The 20,927-nt window shown below is 44.6% G+C and carries 14 protein-coding genes; 3 read left to right on the top strand and 11 right to left on the bottom strand.

The genetic code is table 11. The features are described 5' to 3' along the window. Nucleotides 1–67 precede the first annotated feature (67 nt). The 3 genes from ileS (at nucleotide 68) to ACIPK1_RS07225 (ending at nucleotide 9,176) form a co-directional block, all read left to right on the top strand. Entirely contained in the window at nucleotides 68–2,863 is a 2,796-nt protein-coding gene (ileS, locus tag ACIPK1_RS07215) for an isoleucine--tRNA ligase (protein ID WP_400450381.1), read from the top strand. 366 nt (nucleotides 2,864–3,229) lie between these two features. Next, nucleotides 3,230–7,735: a glutamate synthase large subunit gene (gene gltB, locus ACIPK1_RS07220; RefSeq protein ID WP_400450382.1), complete on the top strand. Its 4,506-nt coding sequence runs from the start codon at nucleotides 3,230–3,232 to the stop codon at nucleotides 7,733–7,735. Between the two features lies 1 nt (nucleotide 7,736). Further along, nucleotides 7,737–9,176: a glutamate synthase subunit beta gene (locus ACIPK1_RS07225; protein ID WP_086299199.1), complete on the top strand. Its 1,440-nt coding sequence runs from the start codon at nucleotides 7,737–7,739 to the stop codon at nucleotides 9,174–9,176. Nucleotides 9,177–9,259: 83 nt separating this feature from the next. On the opposite strand, the gene vanS is transcribed toward ACIPK1_RS07225, so the two are convergent. The 11 genes from vanS to ACIPK1_RS07280 all read right to left on the bottom strand — a co-directional run bounded on the left by vanS (nucleotide 9,260) and on the right by ACIPK1_RS07280 (nucleotide 20,721). After that, complete coding sequence (gene vanS, locus ACIPK1_RS07230; RefSeq protein ID WP_034872467.1) at nucleotides 9,260–10,390, bottom strand: vancomycin resistance histidine kinase VanS; 1,131 nt, start codon at nucleotides 10,388–10,390, stop codon at nucleotides 9,260–9,262. Continuing rightward, on the bottom strand, nucleotides 10,380–11,075 hold the full coding sequence (gene vanR-C, locus ACIPK1_RS07235; RefSeq protein WP_400450385.1) for a vancomycin resistance response regulator transcription factor VanR-C: 696 nt from the start codon (nucleotides 11,073–11,075) through the stop codon (nucleotides 10,380–10,382). The genes vanS and vanR-C overlap by 11 nt, the downstream gene beginning before the upstream one ends. Before the next feature lie 99 nt (nucleotides 11,076–11,174). After that, nucleotides 11,175–13,277, bottom strand: coding sequence for a membrane-bound serine racemase VanT (gene vanT, locus ACIPK1_RS07240; protein ID WP_400450386.1), 2,103 nt, complete (start codon nucleotides 13,275–13,277; stop codon nucleotides 11,175–11,177). Next, complete coding sequence (gene vanXY, locus ACIPK1_RS07245) at nucleotides 13,274–13,846, bottom strand: D,D-carboxypeptidase/D,D-dipeptidase VanXY (protein ID WP_194188533.1); 573 nt, start codon at nucleotides 13,844–13,846, stop codon at nucleotides 13,274–13,276. Before vanXY ends, vanT begins: the two co-directional genes overlap by 4 nt. Continuing rightward, a complete protein-coding gene (gene vanC / locus ACIPK1_RS07250) occupies nucleotides 13,843–14,895 on the bottom strand; it encodes a D-alanine--D-serine ligase VanC (protein ID WP_194188534.1) in 1,053 nt (350 codons plus the stop codon). Before vanC ends, vanXY begins: the two co-directional genes overlap by 4 nt. Before the next feature lie 345 nt (nucleotides 14,896–15,240). Further along, nucleotides 15,241–15,786 carry a TIGR01440 family protein gene (locus ACIPK1_RS07255; RefSeq protein WP_008377364.1) on the bottom strand — a complete coding sequence of 182 codons (546 nt, stop codon included), beginning with the start codon at nucleotides 15,784–15,786 and terminating at the stop codon, nucleotides 15,241–15,243. A gap of 5 nt (nucleotides 15,787–15,791) precedes the next feature. Next, the gene (locus ACIPK1_RS07260; protein WP_005237264.1) at nucleotides 15,792–16,271 is read right to left on the bottom strand and encodes an ECF transporter S component; all 480 of its coding nucleotides are present in this window, start codon (nucleotides 16,269–16,271) and stop codon (nucleotides 15,792–15,794) included. Further along, nucleotides 16,268–17,056 carry a bifunctional hydroxymethylpyrimidine kinase/phosphomethylpyrimidine kinase gene (gene thiD, locus ACIPK1_RS07265; RefSeq protein WP_400450388.1) on the bottom strand — a complete coding sequence of 263 codons (789 nt, stop codon included), beginning with the start codon at nucleotides 17,054–17,056 and terminating at the stop codon, nucleotides 16,268–16,270. The genes ACIPK1_RS07260 and thiD overlap by 4 nt, the downstream gene beginning before the upstream one ends. A 103-nt stretch (nucleotides 17,057–17,159) precedes the next feature. Then, nucleotides 17,160–18,686, bottom strand: coding sequence for a glucose-6-phosphate dehydrogenase (gene zwf, locus ACIPK1_RS07270; protein WP_008377369.1), 1,527 nt, complete (start codon nucleotides 18,684–18,686; stop codon nucleotides 17,160–17,162). A gap of 9 nt (nucleotides 18,687–18,695) precedes the next feature. Continuing rightward, a complete protein-coding gene (locus ACIPK1_RS07275; RefSeq protein ID WP_008377371.1) occupies nucleotides 18,696–19,343 on the bottom strand; it encodes a metal-dependent transcriptional regulator in 648 nt (215 codons plus the stop codon). Nucleotides 19,344–19,485: 142 nt separating this feature from the next. After that, nucleotides 19,486–20,721 carry an aminopeptidase gene (locus ACIPK1_RS07280; protein WP_008377373.1) on the bottom strand — a complete coding sequence of 412 codons (1,236 nt, stop codon included), beginning with the start codon at nucleotides 20,719–20,721 and terminating at the stop codon, nucleotides 19,486–19,488. Nucleotides 20,722–20,927 lie beyond the last annotated feature (206 nt).

Genomic DNA, 20,927 nt, shown 5'->3' on the forward strand with positions numbered 1-20,927 from the left:
GTTGATCGAGTCGATGGATTTTGAAACTATACCAAAACGTTGAGAGACGAAAAGGAGCGAAACAAGAATGAAAATGAAAGAAACACTGCATCTTGGAAAAACCGCTTTTCCAATGCGAGGCAACTTGCCGAACCGCGAAGTGGATTGGCAAAAAGAATGGGAAGAAAATCAATTGTATCAACGTCGTCAAGAATTAAATGAAGGCAAGCCAACCTTTGTCTTACACGATGGCCCTCCCTACGCAAATGGAAACATCCATATTGGACACTCATTGAACAAAATCAGTAAAGACATCATCGTACGTTCCAAATCGATGTCAGGTTTCCGTTCACCTTATGTACCTGGTTGGGATACTCATGGTTTGCCGATCGAACAAGTACTGACCAATAAAGGAATCAAGCGCAAAGAAATGAGCTTGGCAGAATATCGGAAAAAATGTGAAGAATATGCTTTGACACAAGTGGATACACAAAGAGCTGATTTCAAACGTTTAGGCGTTTCTGGTGACTGGGATCATCCATATATCACATTGACACCAGACTATGAAGCAGCAGAAATCCGCGTGTTCGGAAAAATGGCAGAAAAAGGATACATCTACAAAGGATTGAAACCAATTTACTGGTCACCATCTAGTGAATCATCATTAGCAGAAGCTGAGATCGAATACAAAGATGTGAAATCACCATCGATCTATGTGGCTTTCCCAGTAGCAGATGGCAAAGATTTGCTTGATTCAGATACATCTTTTGTTATCTGGACGACGACGCCATGGACCTTACCAGCGAATCTAGGAATCTCTGTGAATCCAACCTTTGCCTATGTTCAAATCTTGGCCGATGGCCGCAAATTCGTCGTGGCAAAAGATTTATTAGAAACCGTGACGAATGAGATCGGTTGGGAATCTGTCGAAGTATTACAAGAATTGGCTGGCGATCAATTGGAAAAAATGACGGCACAACATCCTTTTTATGATCGTACGTCTCTATTGATGTTAGGGGACCATGTGACATTGGATGCCGGTACTGGTTTGGTCCACACTGCACCAGGACACGGGGAAGATGACTACATCGTCAGCAAAAAATATGGTCTAGATGTCTTATCACCAGTCGATAGCCGTGGGGTCTTCACAGAAGAAGCACCAGGATTTGAAGGGGTCTTTTATGACAAAGCCAATCCAATGATCACTGAGCTTTTAGAAGAAAAAGGAGCCCTACTAAAACTAAACTTCTTTACTCACAGCTATCCACATGATTGGCGGACGAAAAAACCAGTCATCTATCGGGCAACACCACAATGGTTTGCGTCTATTGATAAGTTCCGTCAAAATATTTTGGATGAAATCGAAAAAGTAGATTGGATCATTCCATGGGGCAAAACTCGTTTATACAATATGATTCGCGACCGCGGCGACTGGGTGATCTCTCGTCAACGTGCGTGGGGCGTTCCGTTGCCAATCTTTTATGCAGAAAACGGCGAAGCCATCATTACGCCTGAAACGATCGAGCATGTGGCAAACTTGTTTGCTGAACATGGTTCAACGATTTGGTTTGAAAAAGAAGCAGAAGAATTACTGCCAGCTGGCTTCACGCATCCGGGCTCACCAAATGGCAAATTCTCGAAAGAGACTGACATCATGGATGTTTGGTTTGATTCAGGTTCTTCTCACGAAGCCGTGTTACGTCAACGTCCAGAATTGACGTTCCCAGCTGACATGTACTTGGAAGGTTCTGACCAATATCGTGGGTGGTTCAACTCAAGTATCACGACTAGTGTTGCGATCAATGAAGTCGCACCATATAAAGCCGTCTTGTCTCAAGGCTTCACCTTAGATGGCGAAGGTCGCAAGATGAGTAAATCTCTTGGTAATACCATTGCACCAGAAAAAGTGATCAATCAAATGGGTGCGGATATTTTGCGTCTTTGGGTCAGCAGTGTTGACTACGAAGCGGATGTCCGAGTGTCTATGGATATCTTGAATCAAGTGTCAGAAGTCTATCGGAAGATTCGCAATACCATGCGTTTCTTATTAGCGAACACGAGTGATTTTGATCCAGCAAAAGACAGCGTACCTTTTGAAAACTTGCGTTCTGTCGATAAATACATGATGGTTCGTTTGAATCAAACCATCAAAACGATTCGGGAAGATGGCTATGAAAAATATAACTTCTTGCATATTTACCGGACAGTCATCAACTTCTTGACAGTCGATATGTCGTCCTTCTATTTGGATTTTGCGAAAGATGTCGTTTATATCGAAGCTGAAAATGATTTCCAACGCCGTGCTATGCAAACTGTCTTTTATCAAACAGCGGTTGCATTGACTAAATTATTGACACCGATCATTCCGCATACCGCAGAAGAAATCTGGTCACACTTGAAAGAAGAAGAGGAATACGTACAGTTAGCGGAGTTCCCTGGCTATGATACATTTGCTAACCAAGAAGAACTGCTCGATCTTTGGCGGGCCTTCCTTGATTTCCGTGACAATGTCTTAAAAGCATTAGAAGAAGCGCGTAATGCAAAATTGATCGGAAAGTCCTTTGAAGCGAAAGTCACTGTTTATCCAACTGAGCCAGTTGCGGCATTGCTAAAATCTATCGATTCAGATATTGCACAACTGCTGATCATTTCACCAGACTTCTTAACGATCAAAGAAGCCGGTGAAGCAGCTCCTGAAGCGGCATATCAATTTGAGGATGTGGCGATCTTAGTTGAAAAAGCCGAAGGGGAAGTATGTGAACGTTGTCGCCAAGTCCGGGTAGATGTTGGTGTAGAAGAGCAACTGCCAACACTTTGTGGGCATTGTGCAACCATCGTCAAAGAAAACTATCCCGAAGCAGTTGCAGAAGGCTTTGAAAAATAAAAGAACGAAAAAAGATGACCCCATTGCGGGTCATCTTTTTTTGCGCTTGCTCATTCTTATTCCTTGAGAATGGGAGAAAAACGCACGTTTCTGACATGAATATGAGAAAATAGGTGGCAATTGATAACGATTCTCATTTGTTTGCAATAATTTTTCGACAGTTTATTGTATAATAAAAAAACCTTACTAGACGAAGTTTCTTCTTTAAGGTCTGTAGTCAATTGTTTGTTCGAGATAGAGTATTTCACTGTCAACAGAAGAAACCAACGAGCTCGGATCAAGTAAAAAAAACTTGCCAGATAGAAAAACAGGTTGTAAACTGTTAAAAATCGGAATATTCAGAATATTGAAAGAAAGTGTGATTCCATGAGTGATTTAGAGATGATGAGGAAAACGAACCAAACGATGTACGATGCCGCTTTTGAAAAAGATGCTTGTGGGATGGGGTTTATTGCACAAAAAGATGGTCGCTATTCCCGAGAACTTGTGCAAAATGCCTTAACAATGTTAGAACGGATGAACCACCGAGGGGGAACTGGCGCTGAACCTGACACAGGTGACGGAGCTGGAATTTTGATGGCGATGCCTGACCCATTTTTTCAACAGCGAGCAAAAGAGGCCGAAATCTCATTGCCTGAAAAAGGCGCCTATGCTGTTGGGATGTTTTTTTTACCGAAAGAAAAGCTCCGAGCAGCACAGGTCCAAGAAGAAGTAGTCAAAGATATTCAACAAATGGGTTTTACCGTTTTATGGCAACGGGATGTGCCTTATGATTATTATCAGTGTGGACCGGGGGCGCAAAAAGTCATGCCCTCATTTGTGCAAGTCTTTATTGAAAAACCTGTCGATGTAGCTGCTGGACGTCTCTTTGAAGATCAGCTTTACCGGCTACGACGTAAACTGGAAAAAACGTATCATACCGATGAGTTGTCTATCTGCAGCTTGTCCAGTAAGACAGTTGTTTATAAAGGAATGCTGCATGCCTATCAAGTTGGCTTATTTTTCAAAGATCTTCAAAGCGCAGAAATGACTTCGAGTATTGCTTTGACCCATTCTCGTTTTTCGACAAATACCTTTCCAAGTTGGAGTCGGGCGCAACCTTTTCGTTTCTTAGCCCATAATGGCGAAATCAACACGTTACGCGGGGCAGAAAATTGGATGCATGGACATCAGATCGAAGTCTATGATGATGAAAATTCTGATTCGGCGAAACTAGAAAATTGTATGGAATATTTGTACCGTCAAGGGCGAGATATTCCTCAAGCACTGTTGATGATGGTGCCAGAAGCGTGGTCCAAAGAAGCTGGATTGTCACCGGAGCTGACGGCTTTTAATGAGTACAACGCAAGCTTTATGGCTCCTTGGGATGGACCGGCAGCTTTATGTTTTACAGATGGGGATTTGGTAGGGGCTGCACTCGATCGAAATGGGTTACGGCCATCTCGCTACTCGATCACGAAAACTGGTTTTGTGGTCGTGGCCTCTGAGTCAGGCGTTGTGGATCTTCCAGCATCGGAAGTGATTGAAAAAGGGGTGCTTGGACCAGCAAATATGTTTTTGGTGGATACCAAAAAAGGGGTGATCTTACGCAATCAAGAAATCAAAGCGCATTATGCGAATGCCCATCCTTACCAGGAGTGGCTAGCGGATCACTTATTGACACCAGAGCTGCTTCCTGAGACTGAGAAGCAGGAGGAAACAGCAGATGATGCGATCCAGACCCTTTGGAAACGAAATGGTTACACGGATGAGATCATTCGCACGTTGATTTTACCAATGGCTCAAACGGGAGAAGAACCAGTGATCTCCATGGGGTTTGATTCACCCTTAGCTATTTTGAGCGAACGTCCCCAATCCTTGTTTACGTACTTCAAGCAACAATTCGCCCAAGTGACCAATCCGCCAATCGATGCGATTCGCGAAAAATTGGTGATCGGTACCGAGCTGTTTTTAGGTCGAGATGGGGATGTTTCAAAGGACATTCGAATCAATTGTAATAAGCTGAAGATTGCTAGTCCGGTGTTAAAAACGAGTGAATATGAAAAAATCAAACAGTTAGATCAAAATGGTCAAAAAGCGGCTTTACAGTCGATTCTTTATGATTATGTACCAGAAAACGGGGCAGCTTTGCAACAAGCATTAGAAGCGCTTTTTAAAGAGACGGAGCAAAAAATCGATTCTGGGGCAACGATCGTCATTTTAAGTGATCGGGAAGTCATCCAAGCGCAAGAAGGAAAAGTGGCGATTCCGATCCTTTTGGCGGTATCAGGTCTGCACAATTACTTGGTGCGAAAAGGCAAACGTTCCTTGGCATCAATCGTTGCGGATACTGCGGAAGTCTGTGAGGTCCATCATTATGCCATGTTAGTCGGCTACGGAGTAAGTGGGGTCCACCCTTATGGGGCTTACCAGACATTGGCACATTTTGAGCTTTCAGAGAAAATCGAAAGTTACCGTAAGGCATGTGAAAAGGGCATTGTCAAAATCATGTCACGAATGGGGATTTCAACGATTGCCGGTTACCATGGGGCGCAATTGTTTGAAGCTGTTGGTATCTCTGAGAAAGTTATCTCCGAATACTTTACCGGCACGGTTACTCGTATCGGTGGACTTTCATTAGCGCAAATCGAGCAAGAATACTTAACGCGTTATGAAGCGGCGTATGGCGAGAAACGCGTGGATTATCTTGATTCGGGTGGTAGTTTCCAATACAAAGCTGACGGGGAACATCATCTGTTCAATCCAAAAACAATCTATGGATTTCAAAAAGCTGTTCGTACCGGCAGCTATGCGCTTTATAAAGAATATGCGGCGGAGATGAACCAAGACGCGTTAGAGAATCCAACGACCCTCCGTTCTATGTGGACTTTTGCGAACACAAGACGCAGTATTCCATTAGCTGAGGTGGAGCCAGTTGAAACGATCGTCAAACGATTTAAAGTCGGTGCGATGTCTTACGGCTCTCTAAGTGAAGAGGCACATCGCTGTATTGCTGAAGGAATGAATGCGATCGGGGCAAAATCCAACAGTGGAGAAGGTGGCGAAAACCGAAATCGTTTCAAACCAGTGAAGGGCATTAATTATAATAGTCGCATCAAACAAGTAGCTTCTGGCCGTTTTGGTGTCAACGCCGAATATTTAATGAGTGCGGACGAACTCCAGATCAAAATGGCGCAAGGGGCGAAACCTGGTGAAGGGGGGCAATTGCCAGGCAACAAAGTCTTCCCATGGGTCGCTGAGATTCGTGGCTCAACACCTGGGGTCCGATTGATTTCGCCGCCACCACATCACGACATTTATTCGATTGAAGACTTAGCCCAGCTGATCTATGACTTAAAGGCAATCAATCCCTATGCACGGATCAATGTCAAATTGGTTTCTAGTACGGGCGTGGGTACGATCGCTACCGGTGTCGTCAAAGCCGGCGCAGACGTAGTCGTGATCTCAGGCTATGACGGTGGGACCGGTGCTTCTCCGAGAAATTCGATTCGTGATGCTGGCTTGCCTTGGGAGATGGGGCTTGCAGAAGCCCATCAAACGTTAGCTATGAATCATTTGCGGCAGCGAATGACCTTAGAGACAGATGGAAAATTAATGACGGGTCGAGACATCGCGATTGCTGCTCTTTTAGGAGCAGAAGAATATAGCTTTGCCTCTTTAGCGCTAGTTGCGATTGGTTGTGTCATGATGCGGGTTTGCAGTATCAATACATGTCCTGTCGGCATTGCTACGCAAAATCCAGCGTTGCGCAAATTTTTCGCAGGGAAACCTGAGCACATCATCAATACGATGTACTTTTTAGCAGAAGATTTACGGGAAACAATGGCCGAGCTAGGGTTTCGCACGATTGATGAGATGGTAGGACACGCGGAAGTGTTGACACCACGCTTCGTTGCCAAAGGCAAAGCAAAGTCGTTAGACTTTTCTAGAATGATTGGGACGACGATCCCAATCGAGCGCAAAGTGACGGACCCATTCCTTGAGAAACGACAGTGGTCAGAGTTAGACGCTTTTGCCCAAGCAGCTATCGACAATAATCAAGAAATCGTTATGAATCATACGATCAATAATGTTCAACGTTCAGTCGGCGCTCGTTTAGGGGGCTGGATCGCAGAACGCTTTGGCAATTACGAAGTAACGCCAGGCTTGTTGCAGTTTACGTACCGCGGCATTGCTGGACAAAGTTTTGGGGCGTTTGCCACCCAGGGCATCCAGTTGAAACTGATTGGCGAGGCCAACGATTATGTAGCCAAAGGACTGAGTGGTGCCCGTTTGATCATTGTGCCGCCTGATGATGCCGCTTATGACGCAGAGCATTCACCGATTGTCGGTAACGTTGCTTGTTTTGGGGCGAATCGGGGTGAAGGCTATTTCCGCGGCATTGCTGGCGAACGCTTTTGCGTCCGTAATAGTGGAGCCAAAGTCGTTGTAGAAGGTGTTGGGGACCATGGCTGTGAGTACATGACTGGCGGCGTCGTGGTGATTTTAGGAAAAACCGGCCGCAACTTCGGTGCCGGAATGTCCGGTGGCGTGGCATACGTCTATGACCCTGATCAAACTTTTGCAGAAAAATGCAATCGGGAAATGGTTGATTTGTACCGGATTGGCGAAAGTGGCGATGACCATCAGCTGAAGGAGATGATCCAGCAGCATTTTGCCTATACAGATTCATTGAAGGCGGCTGAGATTTTAGAAGATTGGGAAAATCAGCAGCAACATTTCATCAAAGTCTATCCGACAGAGTACCATCAGATGATCCAAGCAACGGAGACTTTGGCTGAGCAAGGATTTATCGGGGAGGAACTTGTGACGAAAGCTTTCGAAGCCGTCGTCGGTCCACAATTGACTATTCCAGGAAAGGAGCGCGACTAATATGGCAGATCCATTTGGTTTTTTAAAGTACCCAAGAGTAGAAAATCCTACCCGACCGGTTTCAGAACGTATCCAAGACTGGCAAGAATTACAGACGCCATTGCCTGAAAATGAGCGTCAAGAGCAAGCGGCGCGCTGTATGAATTGTGGCATTCCTTTTTGTCATACTGGTTCTTTTTACGGCGGGCAACGGGCGGTTTCAGGTTGTCCCAATGACAACCTGATTCCTGAATGGAATGATCTGGTTTATCAAGGGCGTTTCCAAGCCGCCTTTGAGCGTCTTGCCAAAACCAATCCATTACCGGAAATGACTGGACGTGTTTGTCCAGCTCCATGTGAAAAAGGCTGTACCGAGGCACTGAATGGCTCAGGTGTCACGATCCACGACAATGAACGCTTTATTATCGATACTGCTTTTGAAAACGATTGGGTCAAAGCCTCCGGGTTGCCTCAAGAAGCGACTGGTTTCAAGGTGGCAATCGTTGGTAGCGGACCGGCTGGTTTATCTGCTGCTTGGCGCTTGAATCAACTAGGACATCAAGTGACGGTCTATGAACGCAGTGATCGCTTTGGCGGTTTACTGATGTATGGTATTCCAAATATGAAATTAGATAAAGATGTTGTGCAGCGACGTATTGACTTGATGGCAGAGCTAGGCGTGACCTTTGTCGCTAATACGGAGATCGGTCGTGACTTGTCAGCAGAAGAATTGTCCGCTCAGTATGATCGGGTCATTTTGGCAACAGGAGCTAGTGTTCCTCGTGACTTGAAGATTCCAGGTCGTGAATTGACTGGGGTGCAATTTGCAGTCGATTATCTGACGGAAGCAACCAAAGATGTCTTAAAGCATGGCAAAGCGGCAACAAGTAAAAAACTTGCTGGCAAGCACGTCGTCGTGATTGGCGGCGGCGACACTGGAAATGACTGTATTGGTTCAGCGATTCGGCAAGGAGCCGCTTCTGTGCGTCAATTGGAGATCACGCCCCAACTGCCATTGACACGTACCGACAGCAATCCCTGGCCTGAATACCCAATGACAGCCCGCACAGGCTATGGGCAAGAAGAAGCGGCTGAAGTCCTGCAAACACAAGTGACGTATCATGGGGTGTCCACAACAGCCTTTATCGGCGCCGAACGCGGCCAGTTGATCGCCATCGAAACGGTCTCAGTAGATCAACAGTTTCAGCCGATCCCTGGCACAGAGCAAGTGATCAAGGCGGATTTGGTTTTGTTGGCAATGGGCTTTGTTGGTGCAGAGACCCAACTCTTCGATGCCTTTGGTGTGCGAGAAGTGTACGATGATTACACGACGAACAATGAACGAGTGTTAGTCGCAGGAGATGCTAAAAGAGGACCGAGTTTAGTCATCTGGGGGATTCGTGAAGGACGCTTAGCGGCAGAAAAAGTCGATCAAGCGTTACGATCATTGGTGTATCAATAAGCAATCAATAAAAAACAACCTGAGCAGCTCTTCCTCCTTCTGAATTAGAAGGGGAACAGCGAAATGCTCAGGTTGTTTGCCTGTTAAGCAGTTGGTTCAGATGGATGGGGCTTTGATCGCTGTTCATTTTTTTCCATTGCTGCCTTTGGTAAACGAATCGAAAAGACGATGGTTTCGTCACGGCTTTCCGCCCAGATTTTTCCACCTAATGCCTCAACGATTTCTTTGGCGATCGGCAGCCCCAGACCGGTCCCACCCGTCGCCGTTGCTCGGGAAGCGTCCATGCGGTAAAAAGGCTCAAAAATCAAGCCAATCTTTTCAGCAGGGATCGTTTTTCCATGATTGGTCAAACGAATCAGGATATCATCAGAGGCACTGATGGCTAAATGCAAGGGGGAATCGGCATAACTATAATTGATGGCATTGCGAATCAAGTTATCAAAGACGCGTTCCATCTTCTCTGTATCGACAGTCGCATAGACTTTTTTCTGTAGCTGCAGTTGCCAATGAAGGTTCTTTTCTTCTAGCAGCGGTAAAAATTCGAACGTCAACTGTTCTAGCATCAAGCTAAGATCCGTGGTTTCGGTCTGTAAGGCGATCGTTGTAAGATTAAAACGAGTGATTTCGAAAAATTCGCTGATCAATAATTCTAGCCGCTGGGCTTTTTGCAAGGCGATCTTGGTATAGCGTGCGCGTAGTTCGGAAGAAAGCTGCGGTTCTTCTTCTAGAAGTGTCAAATAGCCGATCACACTGGTCAAAGGTGTGCGTAAATCATGTGCGAGATAGACGATCAAATCATTTTTCCGCTGCTCTGCTTCTTTGGCAGCTCGTTGATCCTGTAGGTTTTTTTCCCGCAACTGGTTCATTTCTTCTTGCACGTCGATCAGATTGCTGGAAAGAACGATTCGCTTCGTAGGTTCAGCAATCAATTGATTCGTGGCTTGAATCGTTTCATTCAAATAGCTGATGGCTTTACTCATATAATAAATCGTTGTGCTCACCCAAATCAGCAAGGCACCGATCGCTAGACAGACGAGCCAATAATCAGCAAAAAGCCGTAATATTTGATAAATGGGCTCATAGCCGTACCAAACCCTCAATCCTGCTACAAAGCGAACAGTTAAAGGGATCAGAATCAAAAGGAGCATTAAAACACCTGTGGTGATAAAGTATTGAGTCAAAAGTTTCCGGATCAATGGACTTCTATTTTTCAATGATATAGCCGACCCCCCATACAGTTTTGATTAATTTCGGTTTGCGGGGTTGTTCGTTTAGCTTTTCCCGCAGACGGGCAATATGTGCCATCACTGTGTTATTGTTGTCTAAATATTTTTCTTTCCAGACTGCTTCAAAAAGGGTTTCCGAGGCAACGACCGATCCTTGGTGTTCAAATAAGTAAAGCAGGATTTTAAATTCGATGGGGGTCAAGAAAACCTCTTTGCCATAAAGAAAACATTGGTGACTGTTGATTTTCAACAGTAAGCCTTCCTTTTCGTATTCTTCAATCTTCTGCGGAACAGCTGACTGATTGTATCGTTGGTATCGCCGTAGTTGCGTTTTGACCCGAGCAACAACTTCTAATGGATTGAAGGGTTTAGTCACATAATCATCTGCACCTAGACTTAGACCGGTAATTTTATCCAGATCTTCTCCTTTGGCAGTGAGCATCAGTACTGGAAAAAAGTGGGTTTTGCGAATGGTCTGTAACAGCTGAAAGCCGTCGATATCCGGCAGCATCACATCTAAAACTGCCACATCGACTGTTTCTTTTTCGAGATAAGCCAAAGCACTCGTTCCATCATAAAAAGATTCCACTTGAAAGCCTTCATTCCTTAGAAACGTCGTGACTAACTCGGCGATTTCTTTTTCATCATCAACAACAATTATTTTTTCTGCCATCCTTGATTCACTCCAACTATCTACGATCTTTTTTTCATTTAAACTACTATTTACTCTACCCACATCATACCGTAATCGGTAAGCGAATGCATTCGTTTTCTACTTTGACATTGAAGGGACGCGGGAACCTAGTCGACTGATCAATTCATTGGGAATGGTTTGTGCTTGATCAGCTGTATTCGTCCAATCGCTGATTACTTCTAACCAACTTTCGACCGCCAGTTCTGGATAGTCCGTTAAATCGATCAAGAGCATATCCATACAAACCAACCCAACCTGCGGGAGTAAAACCCCTTGATAAGACAATTGGAATCCTTGATTTGATAGGGCACGGGGGACTCCGTCACAGTAGCCGATACTAACGATCCCAATCGTGGTAGGTCGATCAAAAACAGTGGCTAGTCCATAGCCGATCGCTTCACCAGCGGCGACTGTTTTTTTGTCCACTAGTAAAGCTTTTAGGGTCAGAATCGGCTGTACGTTTATCTTCTGTTTTGTTGGTTCATTCGAGACACTCAATGAACCAGTTAAAAGAATACCTGGGCGCACATAATCATAGTGTTTCTCTGGATAATTCAAAATGCCGTAGCTGCTTTGCAGATGCGTCAGACCATAGGCGATATTTCTAGCGGATAAGCCAGCCAATAGATCATCAAAACAAATGATTTGGGCTTGTGTCCGTAAGATACTTGCCGTATCTAGCTGATCTGAAGAGCCTAGGTGGGAAAAAATGCCTGTGATCTTGAGGGATGGCAAGGCATAAAGCCTTCTAACTGTTTCAAGGTCAGGGGCAACGCCTAGACGATGCATGCCGGTATCTACCGCTAAATGGCATTCGATTGGAAGGCCTGTTCGGGCTAACGCTTGTCCATGCGCTTCACTGACGATTGTTTGAATTAAGGAATATCGGTTCAGCTCTTTGGCACGTTGGGCAGAAGTGTACCCTAAAATCAGTAAGCGACTTTTAATGCCAGCTCGCCGTAATTCGATGGCTTCTTCTATGGTGGCAACAGCAAAAAAATCGACGCCTACTCTTTCTAAGGTACGAGCGACCAATTGTGCATCGCAACCATAGGCATCTGCTTTAACCACCGCCATCACTTTTGTTGTGGATGGAATCACTCGTTTGATTTCCTGCAAGTTGTGCAACAGGGCGGGGGCTGAGAATTCTTTGGCTGCCCGCTGCAAGTGGAGCGGCGTTTTTTTTGGAAACGGGAACAGCTTTTGCAAAGCAAAGAGACCATAAATCAACCCGATGGTCAATCCTAAGACCACGAAGTAATTGATTAGATTGTTTTGAAGCAAGGGCAGTTTCTGACTAAGAAAATGGGTTACTGCAATGGTATAAGGATGGAGCAAATAGAGCCAAAGGGACAGACGACCCGCTTGTTTCCAGATCACGGGTGCTTGCCATTGCTGAATGATCGGAAATAAAAACAAGAGAACGAAGGGCAAAAAGACATACATGCTGTCATGTTTAGGTGTAGTAAAGTGATGCAAGAGATAACTTTCCAGAAGCAAGCAAATAAGACTAATCATCAGATAACTATAGCGATGGGGAGAAGCAGGTTTTTTGGCAAATCTTCTGGCTAGTACCCCTAAGATCAAAAATAAGGGAGCAAAAAAAATGCCGTTGCGAGTTCCATCCAATAGTTGGAAAATCAGTGAATAGAGTGGCGTGATGGGTGTTTGTGCAGCCAGTCCAGACCAACTGTCCCCACCTAAACCAACCACATACAAACCGACAGCAATGAAAAACACCTGCTTGAAAGAAAGACGTGTCAAGAGGCCCATCACTAGTAGACCGCCGGTAATGATCGCAGGAAAATACCAAAGATGGTAAAGAATGCCGTTGACTAGCAAAGTTTGAATAAAAGTGTCTAGTGGCATGTTCAATCCTAGTATGCCGCTGTACCAAGCAAGCGGCAAAAAGAGCAGTGTGGCAATGAGATAGACTTGCAGCTGTTTTTTGATAAATAACCAGATACGTTGTCTGGCAGGATAGCTGTTTTGGGTGGCTAAATCACTGAACACATAATACCCGCTGATCATAAAAAAGAAGGGGACGGCGATTCTGAAAAGAGTCAATGTGATCAGGATATCACCATCGGGCCACAATCGATGAAGGGGCAGACAGTGGATCGCGACCACCATCATCGCTAAAATCACCCGAAACTGCTCAATTCCTTGATTCTTCTTCATGCGAACTGCCTCGCGGTTTGTTCAAGATATTGATAGTATTCTTCCAATGTCCACTGTTGACTGGCGATGATTTGACTATGAGGCAGACCGACATAACGAAAATGCCATGGTTCATAGCCAATCCCTGTAGTCTCCTGTTTGTCTGCGGGATAGCGTAAAATAAATCCGTAGTTCATCATTTCCTGTGTAAATAAATCCGCCGCTGCGCTGTCACGAAACCGTGGGCAGATCAAATCACCTTGCTGGGCTTTTAAACCAACATCGATCGCTAAGCCTAACTGATGCTCGCTGCAGCCGGGCAACGCCACAAATTGTTTCGTATAGGCTAATCCATTTTCTTTTAAGGAATATTCCCATAAATGCCGTTGCTGCTTTTCGGTTCGATAGCCGTCTAATAAGCAGATCTCGTTTTCAAGTTTTAAGGCTTTGACGAGGCGTTCCCATTGTTTGGCTGCTTCAGGCTGCAAGTAAACTTCTTCTTCACTAAAAGCAGCAAGGACGAGGTGGGGCGGCTCTTGGTTTTTTTCTAATGGAAACTCTTTGCTAACTAACTGTAGATAGGGATTCATTTGCCTTCCTCCTTTGCTAAGACAAGCAGTTTTTGTAGTAGTTCTTGATAGGATAAGCCGATTGCTGCCATCATGGCAGGATAGCGGGAGTGACTCGTAAAGCCCGGCATAGTATTGATTTCATTCAAGTATAGTTCTCCTTGATCCGTGACAAAAAAGTCGATGCGAGCAAGTCCTTTAAGACCAAGACTGTGATAGAGCAGCTGAGCTTGTTCTTTGACCTTGGTTTCAATCGTTTCAGGCAATGGTGCAGGAACGGTGATCTTGGCGCTAATCAACTGGTACTTTTCTTCAAAATCGAAAAAGCCTTCTACTAATGAAATAGCGTCACAAGCACCGACAGTCAAAGAGTCGTTGCCCAAGATACCGCAACCAATCTCAACGCCAGCTATATTTTTTTGTAAGAGCACTGCGGAACAATAAGCGAAGGCTTCCTTCAAGGCAGGAGCAATTTCTTCGACACAAGTCACTTTTGTGATCCCTTTTGAGGAGCCAGCTTCATTAGGCTTAAAGAAAACCGGAAAGCCATGGGTCTGGATAAAGGCTTCGATTTGTCTTTGCTGGTTGTCTTGATTTGTCAAGAGAATCGTAGGAGCACTTTGTACGCCAATGGCTGCTGCAGCTTGATGCAGCAGCCATTTGTTCATACATAAGGCAGAGGCTGCCACCCCGCAGCCTACATAAGGCAGCTTCATCAATTCAAACAATCCTTGGATACTGCCATCTTCCCCGTATTTGCCATGCATAATGGGAAATAAAACATCAGGTACCAACGTTTGCTGCTCTTCACTTAGCCAAAAGCCGTTTCCTTCAAAAAGCGGCTGGATTTTCTGTTTATGTTTCGTATCCAACAGCCACGTGTCTTGTCGGATGTTTTCCAGTTCTCCTGTATACAAATACCAATCCATAGCATCTGGGGCGATCCCGATCAAAGAGAGGTCATAGTCATCGGGAGATGATTGGAGTGCTTCGATTGCGCTAGTTGCTGAGGCTAAAGAAACGGCGTACTCCGGTGAATTGCCTCCAAAAATAATGGCGATTTTTTTCATATTTTTCTTCCTTCCACTTTTCGATTCTTGCTACATTCAGTCTATCAAGGAAAGAAAAAAGAAATTTACGGGCTTACTGGTATCTTTCTTTTCTTTTTGTGATGAAATTGTGACGAATTTATGACAAAAGGAAGGCGACAACTGCCGCTCTTTTTACGCAAGAAAGGAAACAGAATTTGAAGTAGAAAAAGCTGCCATAAGATGGAGCGGAGAAAATAGTGAAAGGAGAGCACTTTTAAGGAAGGAAAGGAGAGGCAATAGCAGGAACGTTGACACAAAAAAAGCACGCCGAAGCATGCTTTTTCCTTTTGAAGATGGTTTTTCGCTCATTATACGATTCGCTTATTATGCGTAATGAGCACGAGGACCACCGATATATTTGGGCCGTGATCCCAGAGCTGTGACATGGGCAGCGCCAAGGGTCTTGATAGAGGGACGGATCGGGATTTGAACATGTTTGACATGCATACCGATCGCTGTGTCGCCGATATCGATACCCGCTTTGGCCACAATGTGCTCCACTTCGATAGGCTCATCGAACAACTGGAAAGCCGCAACTGAGCAAGCACCGCCTGCATGCAGCTGGGGCACTACTGCGACTTCTTCTAATTGATATAGTCGAGCCGTTTCACGCTCAACGGCTAAAGCCCGATTGAGATGTTCACAGCCTTGAACGGCTAAATGAATATTTTTGGGACGCAAGATCGCTCGTAGTGTTTCAACGATAACCATGCCTACTTCTTGACTGGAATTTTTGCCAATCAAGCCACCAACCACTTCACTTGTTGAACAGCCGAGAACAAAAAGATCATTTTCATCAACGTTCGCTGTCGTAATGACTTCTTCAACGATCGTAGTTAAATCCGTTTTTAATTGATTGATATCTGTCATGAGAATCACCTTTCATTTAAAGAAAACTTTTTCGTGCGGCGTAAGGCATGGGTCAGCGGTAAAGCAACGATGCTGCCAAAGACCGTTTGGATCAAATTACTTGGAACTGAGGCGATCCCTGCCCCTAAACCGAATAGTAAAACTGTTGCTGCTGCATAGCCGGCAATCATGATCAAGCTGCCAACAATAACGGCTGCTAGTGGTCGATGGTTCATTCTACCCACGATCCAGCCTTGTACACCATGGATCACAATGGAAAAGAAGGCCCATTCAGGATAGCCTGATAGAAAATCAATGATGCCACCGCTCATTCCGCCTACGAAGGCCCCGGCGCTAGGTCCGAACAAAAGGGCCGAGATATAGATCCCTGCTTCACATAAGGTCACAAAGCCCTTCGTTTGTGGAACAGGAATGATAAAGGTCAAAGAAAGTGCACAGGTAAGTGCCGTCAGCATAGCGATCATGGTTAGGTTTCTTACTTTCATAGGTGTTCCTCCTTTTTAAAATAGGCGAGCTGATTGACGTTGCCAGAGGTTCCTAAAGGCAGACCGTCTTCGATCCCTGCCCAAACAAATGCTTTTGCAGTTTGAACAGCTGTTTCCAATGAAGTGCCTTTGGCAAGTAAAGCGGCAATCGCCGATGAAAGGGTACACCCAGCACCGTTGGTAGTCGTTCGGGTACTTTTTTCTGCTTCGAAAACAGTATATTGCCCAGAGTGGTATAAAAGGTCGTAGGCTTTTTCTCCAGTTAGTCGACTGCCACCTTTGATCAGGACATTTGGGGCACCAAGCGCATGGATTTTTTTTGCCGCCGTTTTCATCTCTGCTAAAGAGGTAATGCTTTGTCCAGATAAGTGTTGTGCTTCGAGCAGATTAGGTGTTACTAATGCTGTGTAAGGAAACAATGAGATCAATCCTGCTTGATAGGAGTGGTTAAAGGCAGTATCTCCTTCTTTAAAGGCAAGAACTGGATCGAGCACGATCGGTCCGGTAAATGTTTGTAAAAAATCCCGCAGCAATTCAATGATGGCCGTTTGATGAAGCAGCCCGATTTTGATTGCATCCAAGGAAATGACCGAGCGCACGGAATGCAATTGTGCTTGAACCACAAATTCCGGGAGGTCATGGAACAAAAGATCATCATTGATGGCGACCACACACGTTAATAGGGCATGGCCAAACACCCCGAATTCCTCAAATGTTTTCAAATCAGCCGTCATGCCGCCACCTGCCAAACTGTCGAGACCGGCGATCGATAAGACTTGTTTCATGTCTGCTGCTCCTTTCGTTTCTCATTTCTTTCTATTATAAACAGTTGGTAAAAAAGAAAAACGGCCAATTGGATGTTTTTTCCTCATCCAATTGACCATTTGCTTATTTTTCATTTAGTAAATCTCGCTCACGATACCATTCATCGGGGCGCCAGATCCATTCAAAACCATCGGCAGCTAAGAGATCATAGGCAGCTTGGGGTCCCATCGTTCCTGCGGCATAGTTTGGAAAATCAGGTGTTTCTTGGTCCCAAGCGTGACGGATCACATCAACGATGCGCCAAGATTGGGCAACTTCATCCCAATGGGTAAAGTTAGTGCCATCCCCGTTCAAAGCATCTAAAATCAATTTTTCGTAGGCTTCAGGGGTGTTTTCGACGATTTCAGTACTATTCCGATAATCTAGCTTCACTGGCAATGTCTCAAACCCTTGGCCAATTTCTTTTCCATTCAAGGAAAGAGAGAAGCCTTCTGTCGGTTGAATGTAGATTGTCAGCACATTCGGTGCCAAACTCTCGTTTTGCTTTTGTTCATTCAGGTCTTGCTTAAAGACATTGACAGGGACTTGTTTAAAGACAATGTTGATTCGAGTGCCTTTTTCCGTCAAGCGTTTCCCGGTTCGTACATAGAAAGGTACGCCGGACCAGCGGAAGTTGTCGATCAAGAATTTTCCAGCAACGAAGGTTTCCGTTGCCGATTCTTCATCGACATTGGCTTCTTCTCGGTAGCCAGCAAATTCCTTATCTTCTAATTGTCCTTTGGCGTATTGACCACGAACGAAGTGTTGTTTCACTTCTTCTTCGGAGTAAATACGGATCGCATTTAAGGCTTTGATTTTTTCCGTCCGTAATTCTTTTTCAGAAAAAGCCACTGGCGGTTCCATGGCTAATAAGGAAAGGATCTGCAGAATATGGTTTTGGACCATATCTTTCAAGGCGCCGCTCTTATCATAATACCCACCGCGTTCTTCAACACCTAAGTTTTCTGCGATATTGATCTGAACATTGTCAATGTACCGATTGTTCCACATCGACTCAAAAATGTTATTGGCAAAACGAATCGCAGAAATGTTTTGGATCATTTCTTTTCCTAAATAATGATCGATCCGGTAGATTTCTTGCTCTGTAAAGACTTGATTGATCTCTTCATTCAATTCTTTTGCTGAGTCGTAGTCGCTTCCAAATGGTTTTTCGATGATCACCCGATGGTAGCCGTCAGTATCCAGCATTCCTTGGGATTTCAAGTGAGAAACGATCGTCCCAAAGAAATTAGGGGACATTGCTAAGTAAAAAATCTGATTGCCTTCTAAATGGTATTTCTGATCTAAGGTTTCCGCCAAATCCTTTAATGAATCATAATGACTCGTATCTGTTACATCATGTGATTGGTAGTAGAAATGAGAAGCGAATGTCTCTGCTTGCTCTTGTGAGTCGCTCAATTCTTTGATCGTACCTATCACTACTTCACGATAGTGTTCATCCGACCAAGGACGGCGAGCAGTACCGATGACTGCAAAATCTTCTTTCAAATCGCCTTTTTTGTACAACCGAAACAAAGAAGGGTATAGTTTGCGTTGGGCAAGGTCGCCCGTACCGCCAAAAATCGTAAAAAGGACCTTTTTTTCCATCATCTTCACTCCTTACAGTTTATCAACAAAAATCGTGCTGGCGGCTTTGTAGCTGACAGCAATTTCTTTTGTGTCATTTTTTATCGTAATCGGACCCTCGTATGCTGCCGCATCGATGATCTCGTATTCTTCATGAATATTCAATTGGATCGAAACAAGGTAATCCAGCAGTTCTCGTTCATCAAGGACACGGGCGATACGAATCTTGGTTCCTACCGGGTAGGAACTCATGGTGTTTTTTTCGCCTTCGTGAATGAGTTCTCCTTGTTCGGGGATCATTCCGCCATGTGGGCAATACCGAGGATGATCAAGGTAGGCTTCTAAGCGGCTCGCCAGTGTTTCCGAGGTGACGTGTTCTAAAACTTCTGCGTCATCATGAACTTCATTCCATGAGTAATGCAGGTGCTCCACAAGAAAGACTTCCCATAAACGATGCTTGCGGATCAGAGCACTTGCAGAAGCTAAACCAGTTTCAGTCAACTGTACCCCTTGATAAGGTGAATGTTCCACTAAGCCTTCTTTTAATAATTTTGAAATCATTTCACTTACTGAAGCTGCTGAGACGTCCAGACCTGACACGATTTGTTTGTTATTGATTTTCTTTTGGTCACCACCAAGCTCCAAGATGAGCTTTAAATAATCTTCACGATTTGGTGTCATCGGATCCATCCTCTCTTATCAAAGACTATCAAAGTAGATTTTATCAAAAAAGCCGGCTGATTACTACGAAAAAACCCGCCGGTTTCCAATATTCTATGTAAAAGAAGGCCGAGGGGAGCAACTCCACCTCAGCCTTTTTTTATTAAGCCCAGTCACCATTGCGAAAGACAGGAATCGTGGTGCCATCTTCTTTGATGCCATCGATGGACATTTGGTCAGAGCCAACCATGAAATCTACGTGGGTTTGGCTGCGGTTCAAGCCAGCAGCTGCCAGTTCTTCTTCACTCATCTCAGTGCCGCCTTGCAAGCTGAAGGCATAAGCGGAGCCTAACGCTAAGTGGTTTGAGGCATTTTCATCGAACAACGTATTGAAGAATATGATGCCGGATTGTGAGATAGGGGAAGGATCAGGAACTAATGCGACTTCACCTAAAGATTTTGCTCCTTCATCGATTGCTAGCAGTTTGCCTAACACTTCTTCGCCCTGTTCCGCAGAAAAGTCCACGACTTTGCCGTCTTTGAAGGTGAACTTCATCCCAGAGATGATGGTGCCTGCGTAGCTCAATGGTTTCGTACTTGAAATATAGCCATCAATGCGACGATTATCTGGGGCAGTAAAGACTTCTTCTGTTGGCATGTTCGCCATGAATTTTTCATTGCGGGTATTGTAACTGCCAGCACCTTCCCACAAGTGATTTTTAGGCAAACCGATGATCAAATCGGTACCCGGTGCTGTATAGTGTAATGCGCTGAATTGTTCTTTGTTCAATTCTTCAGCTTTAACTTGCAAGGTTTCATCGTGTTTTTTCCAAGCTGCGACAGGATCTTCTTCATAGATACGTGTCGTTTTGAAAATTTGATCCCAAAGCTTGTCTTGTGCTTCTTCAGGGGAAGCGTCAGGGAATACTTTTTGGGCCCAATCTTGACCAGCCGCCGCAACCACAGTCCAGCTGACTTTGTTGGCTTGTGTTGCTTGACGTAATTTCATCATCGCTTTACCAGAAGCAGCTTGGAAGGTTGCCACTCGGTCTGAGTCGACGCCCGCTAACGCATCGGGATTGGCAGAAACGACACTGATGCGGCTTGCACCTTTTTCAACCCAATCTTCTGTTTGGTCAATTTTGTGCTGAGGAATCGTAGACAAACGATCTTCGGCCGCATGAGTAAGAAATTCTTTTTGGATCTCATCGTCGGTCCATTGGACGATTACTTCGTCTGCACCTAATTCATACGCTTTTTTCGTTAATAGACGAGCTAAAGGTGCTTGGTCCACGGCGATTTGGATGACGATCGTGTGCCCTTTTTGGACATTTACGCCAACTTCAGTGATCAGTTGGGCATATTTTTCAAGGTTCTGATTAAAGTTTGGTAAAACCATTAAAATTCCTCCATTTATTCTAAATTTATAACTGTCTTCATGATAGCACTAAGTATTTTTGAAAACAAACGAAAAAGTGAGCAAAAAAACAGTGGTCTTCAAATTGAAAAACTGGAAACACTAAGGGCAATAATTTTAAAAGTTTTTTTGCAAACTTAAAAAAACATGATACAATAAGTAAAAGGTATTTCTGAAAGCGATGTATA

The organism is Enterococcus sp. NPDC086594, assembly GCF_044746145.1.
Lineage (GTDB): Bacteria > Bacillota > Bacilli > Lactobacillales > Enterococcaceae > Enterococcus_D > Enterococcus_D entomosocium.

Coding starts and splice junctions, on each gene's coding strand:
- ileS (WP_400450381.1), top strand. CDS start 68: ATGAAAATGAAAGAAACACTGCATCTTGGAAAAACCGCTTTTCCAATG.
- gltB (WP_400450382.1), top strand. CDS start 3,230: ATGAGTGATTTAGAGATGATGAGGAAAACGAACCAAACGATGTACGAT.
- ACIPK1_RS07225 (WP_086299199.1), top strand. CDS start 7,737: ATGGCAGATCCATTTGGTTTTTTAAAGTACCCAAGAGTAGAAAATCCT.
- vanR-C (WP_400450385.1), bottom strand. CDS start 11,075: ATGGCAGAAAAAATAATTGTTGTTGATGATGAAAAAGAAATCGCCGAG.
- vanT (WP_400450386.1), bottom strand. CDS start 13,277: ATGAAGAAGAATCAAGGAATTGAGCAGTTTCGGGTGATTTTAGCGATG.
- vanXY (WP_194188533.1), bottom strand. CDS start 13,846: ATGAATCCCTATCTACAGTTAGTTAGCAAAGAGTTTCCATTAGAAAAA.
- vanC (WP_194188534.1), bottom strand. CDS start 14,895: ATGAAAAAAATCGCCATTATTTTTGGAGGCAATTCACCGGAGTACGCC.
- ACIPK1_RS07255 (WP_008377364.1), bottom strand. CDS start 15,786: ATGACAGATATCAATCAATTAAAAACGGATTTAACTACGATCGTTGAA.
- ACIPK1_RS07260 (WP_005237264.1), bottom strand. CDS start 16,271: ATGAAAGTAAGAAACCTAACCATGATCGCTATGCTGACGGCACTTACC.
- thiD (WP_400450388.1), bottom strand. CDS start 17,056: ATGAAACAAGTCTTATCGATCGCCGGTCTCGACAGTTTGGCAGGTGGC.
- zwf (WP_008377369.1), bottom strand. CDS start 18,686: ATGATGGAAAAAAAGGTCCTTTTTACGATTTTTGGCGGTACGGGCGAC.
- ACIPK1_RS07275 (WP_008377371.1), bottom strand. CDS start 19,343: ATGACACCAAATCGTGAAGATTATTTAAAGCTCATCTTGGAGCTTGGT.
- ACIPK1_RS07280 (WP_008377373.1), bottom strand. CDS start 20,721: ATGGTTTTACCAAACTTTAATCAGAACCTTGAAAAATATGCCCAACTG.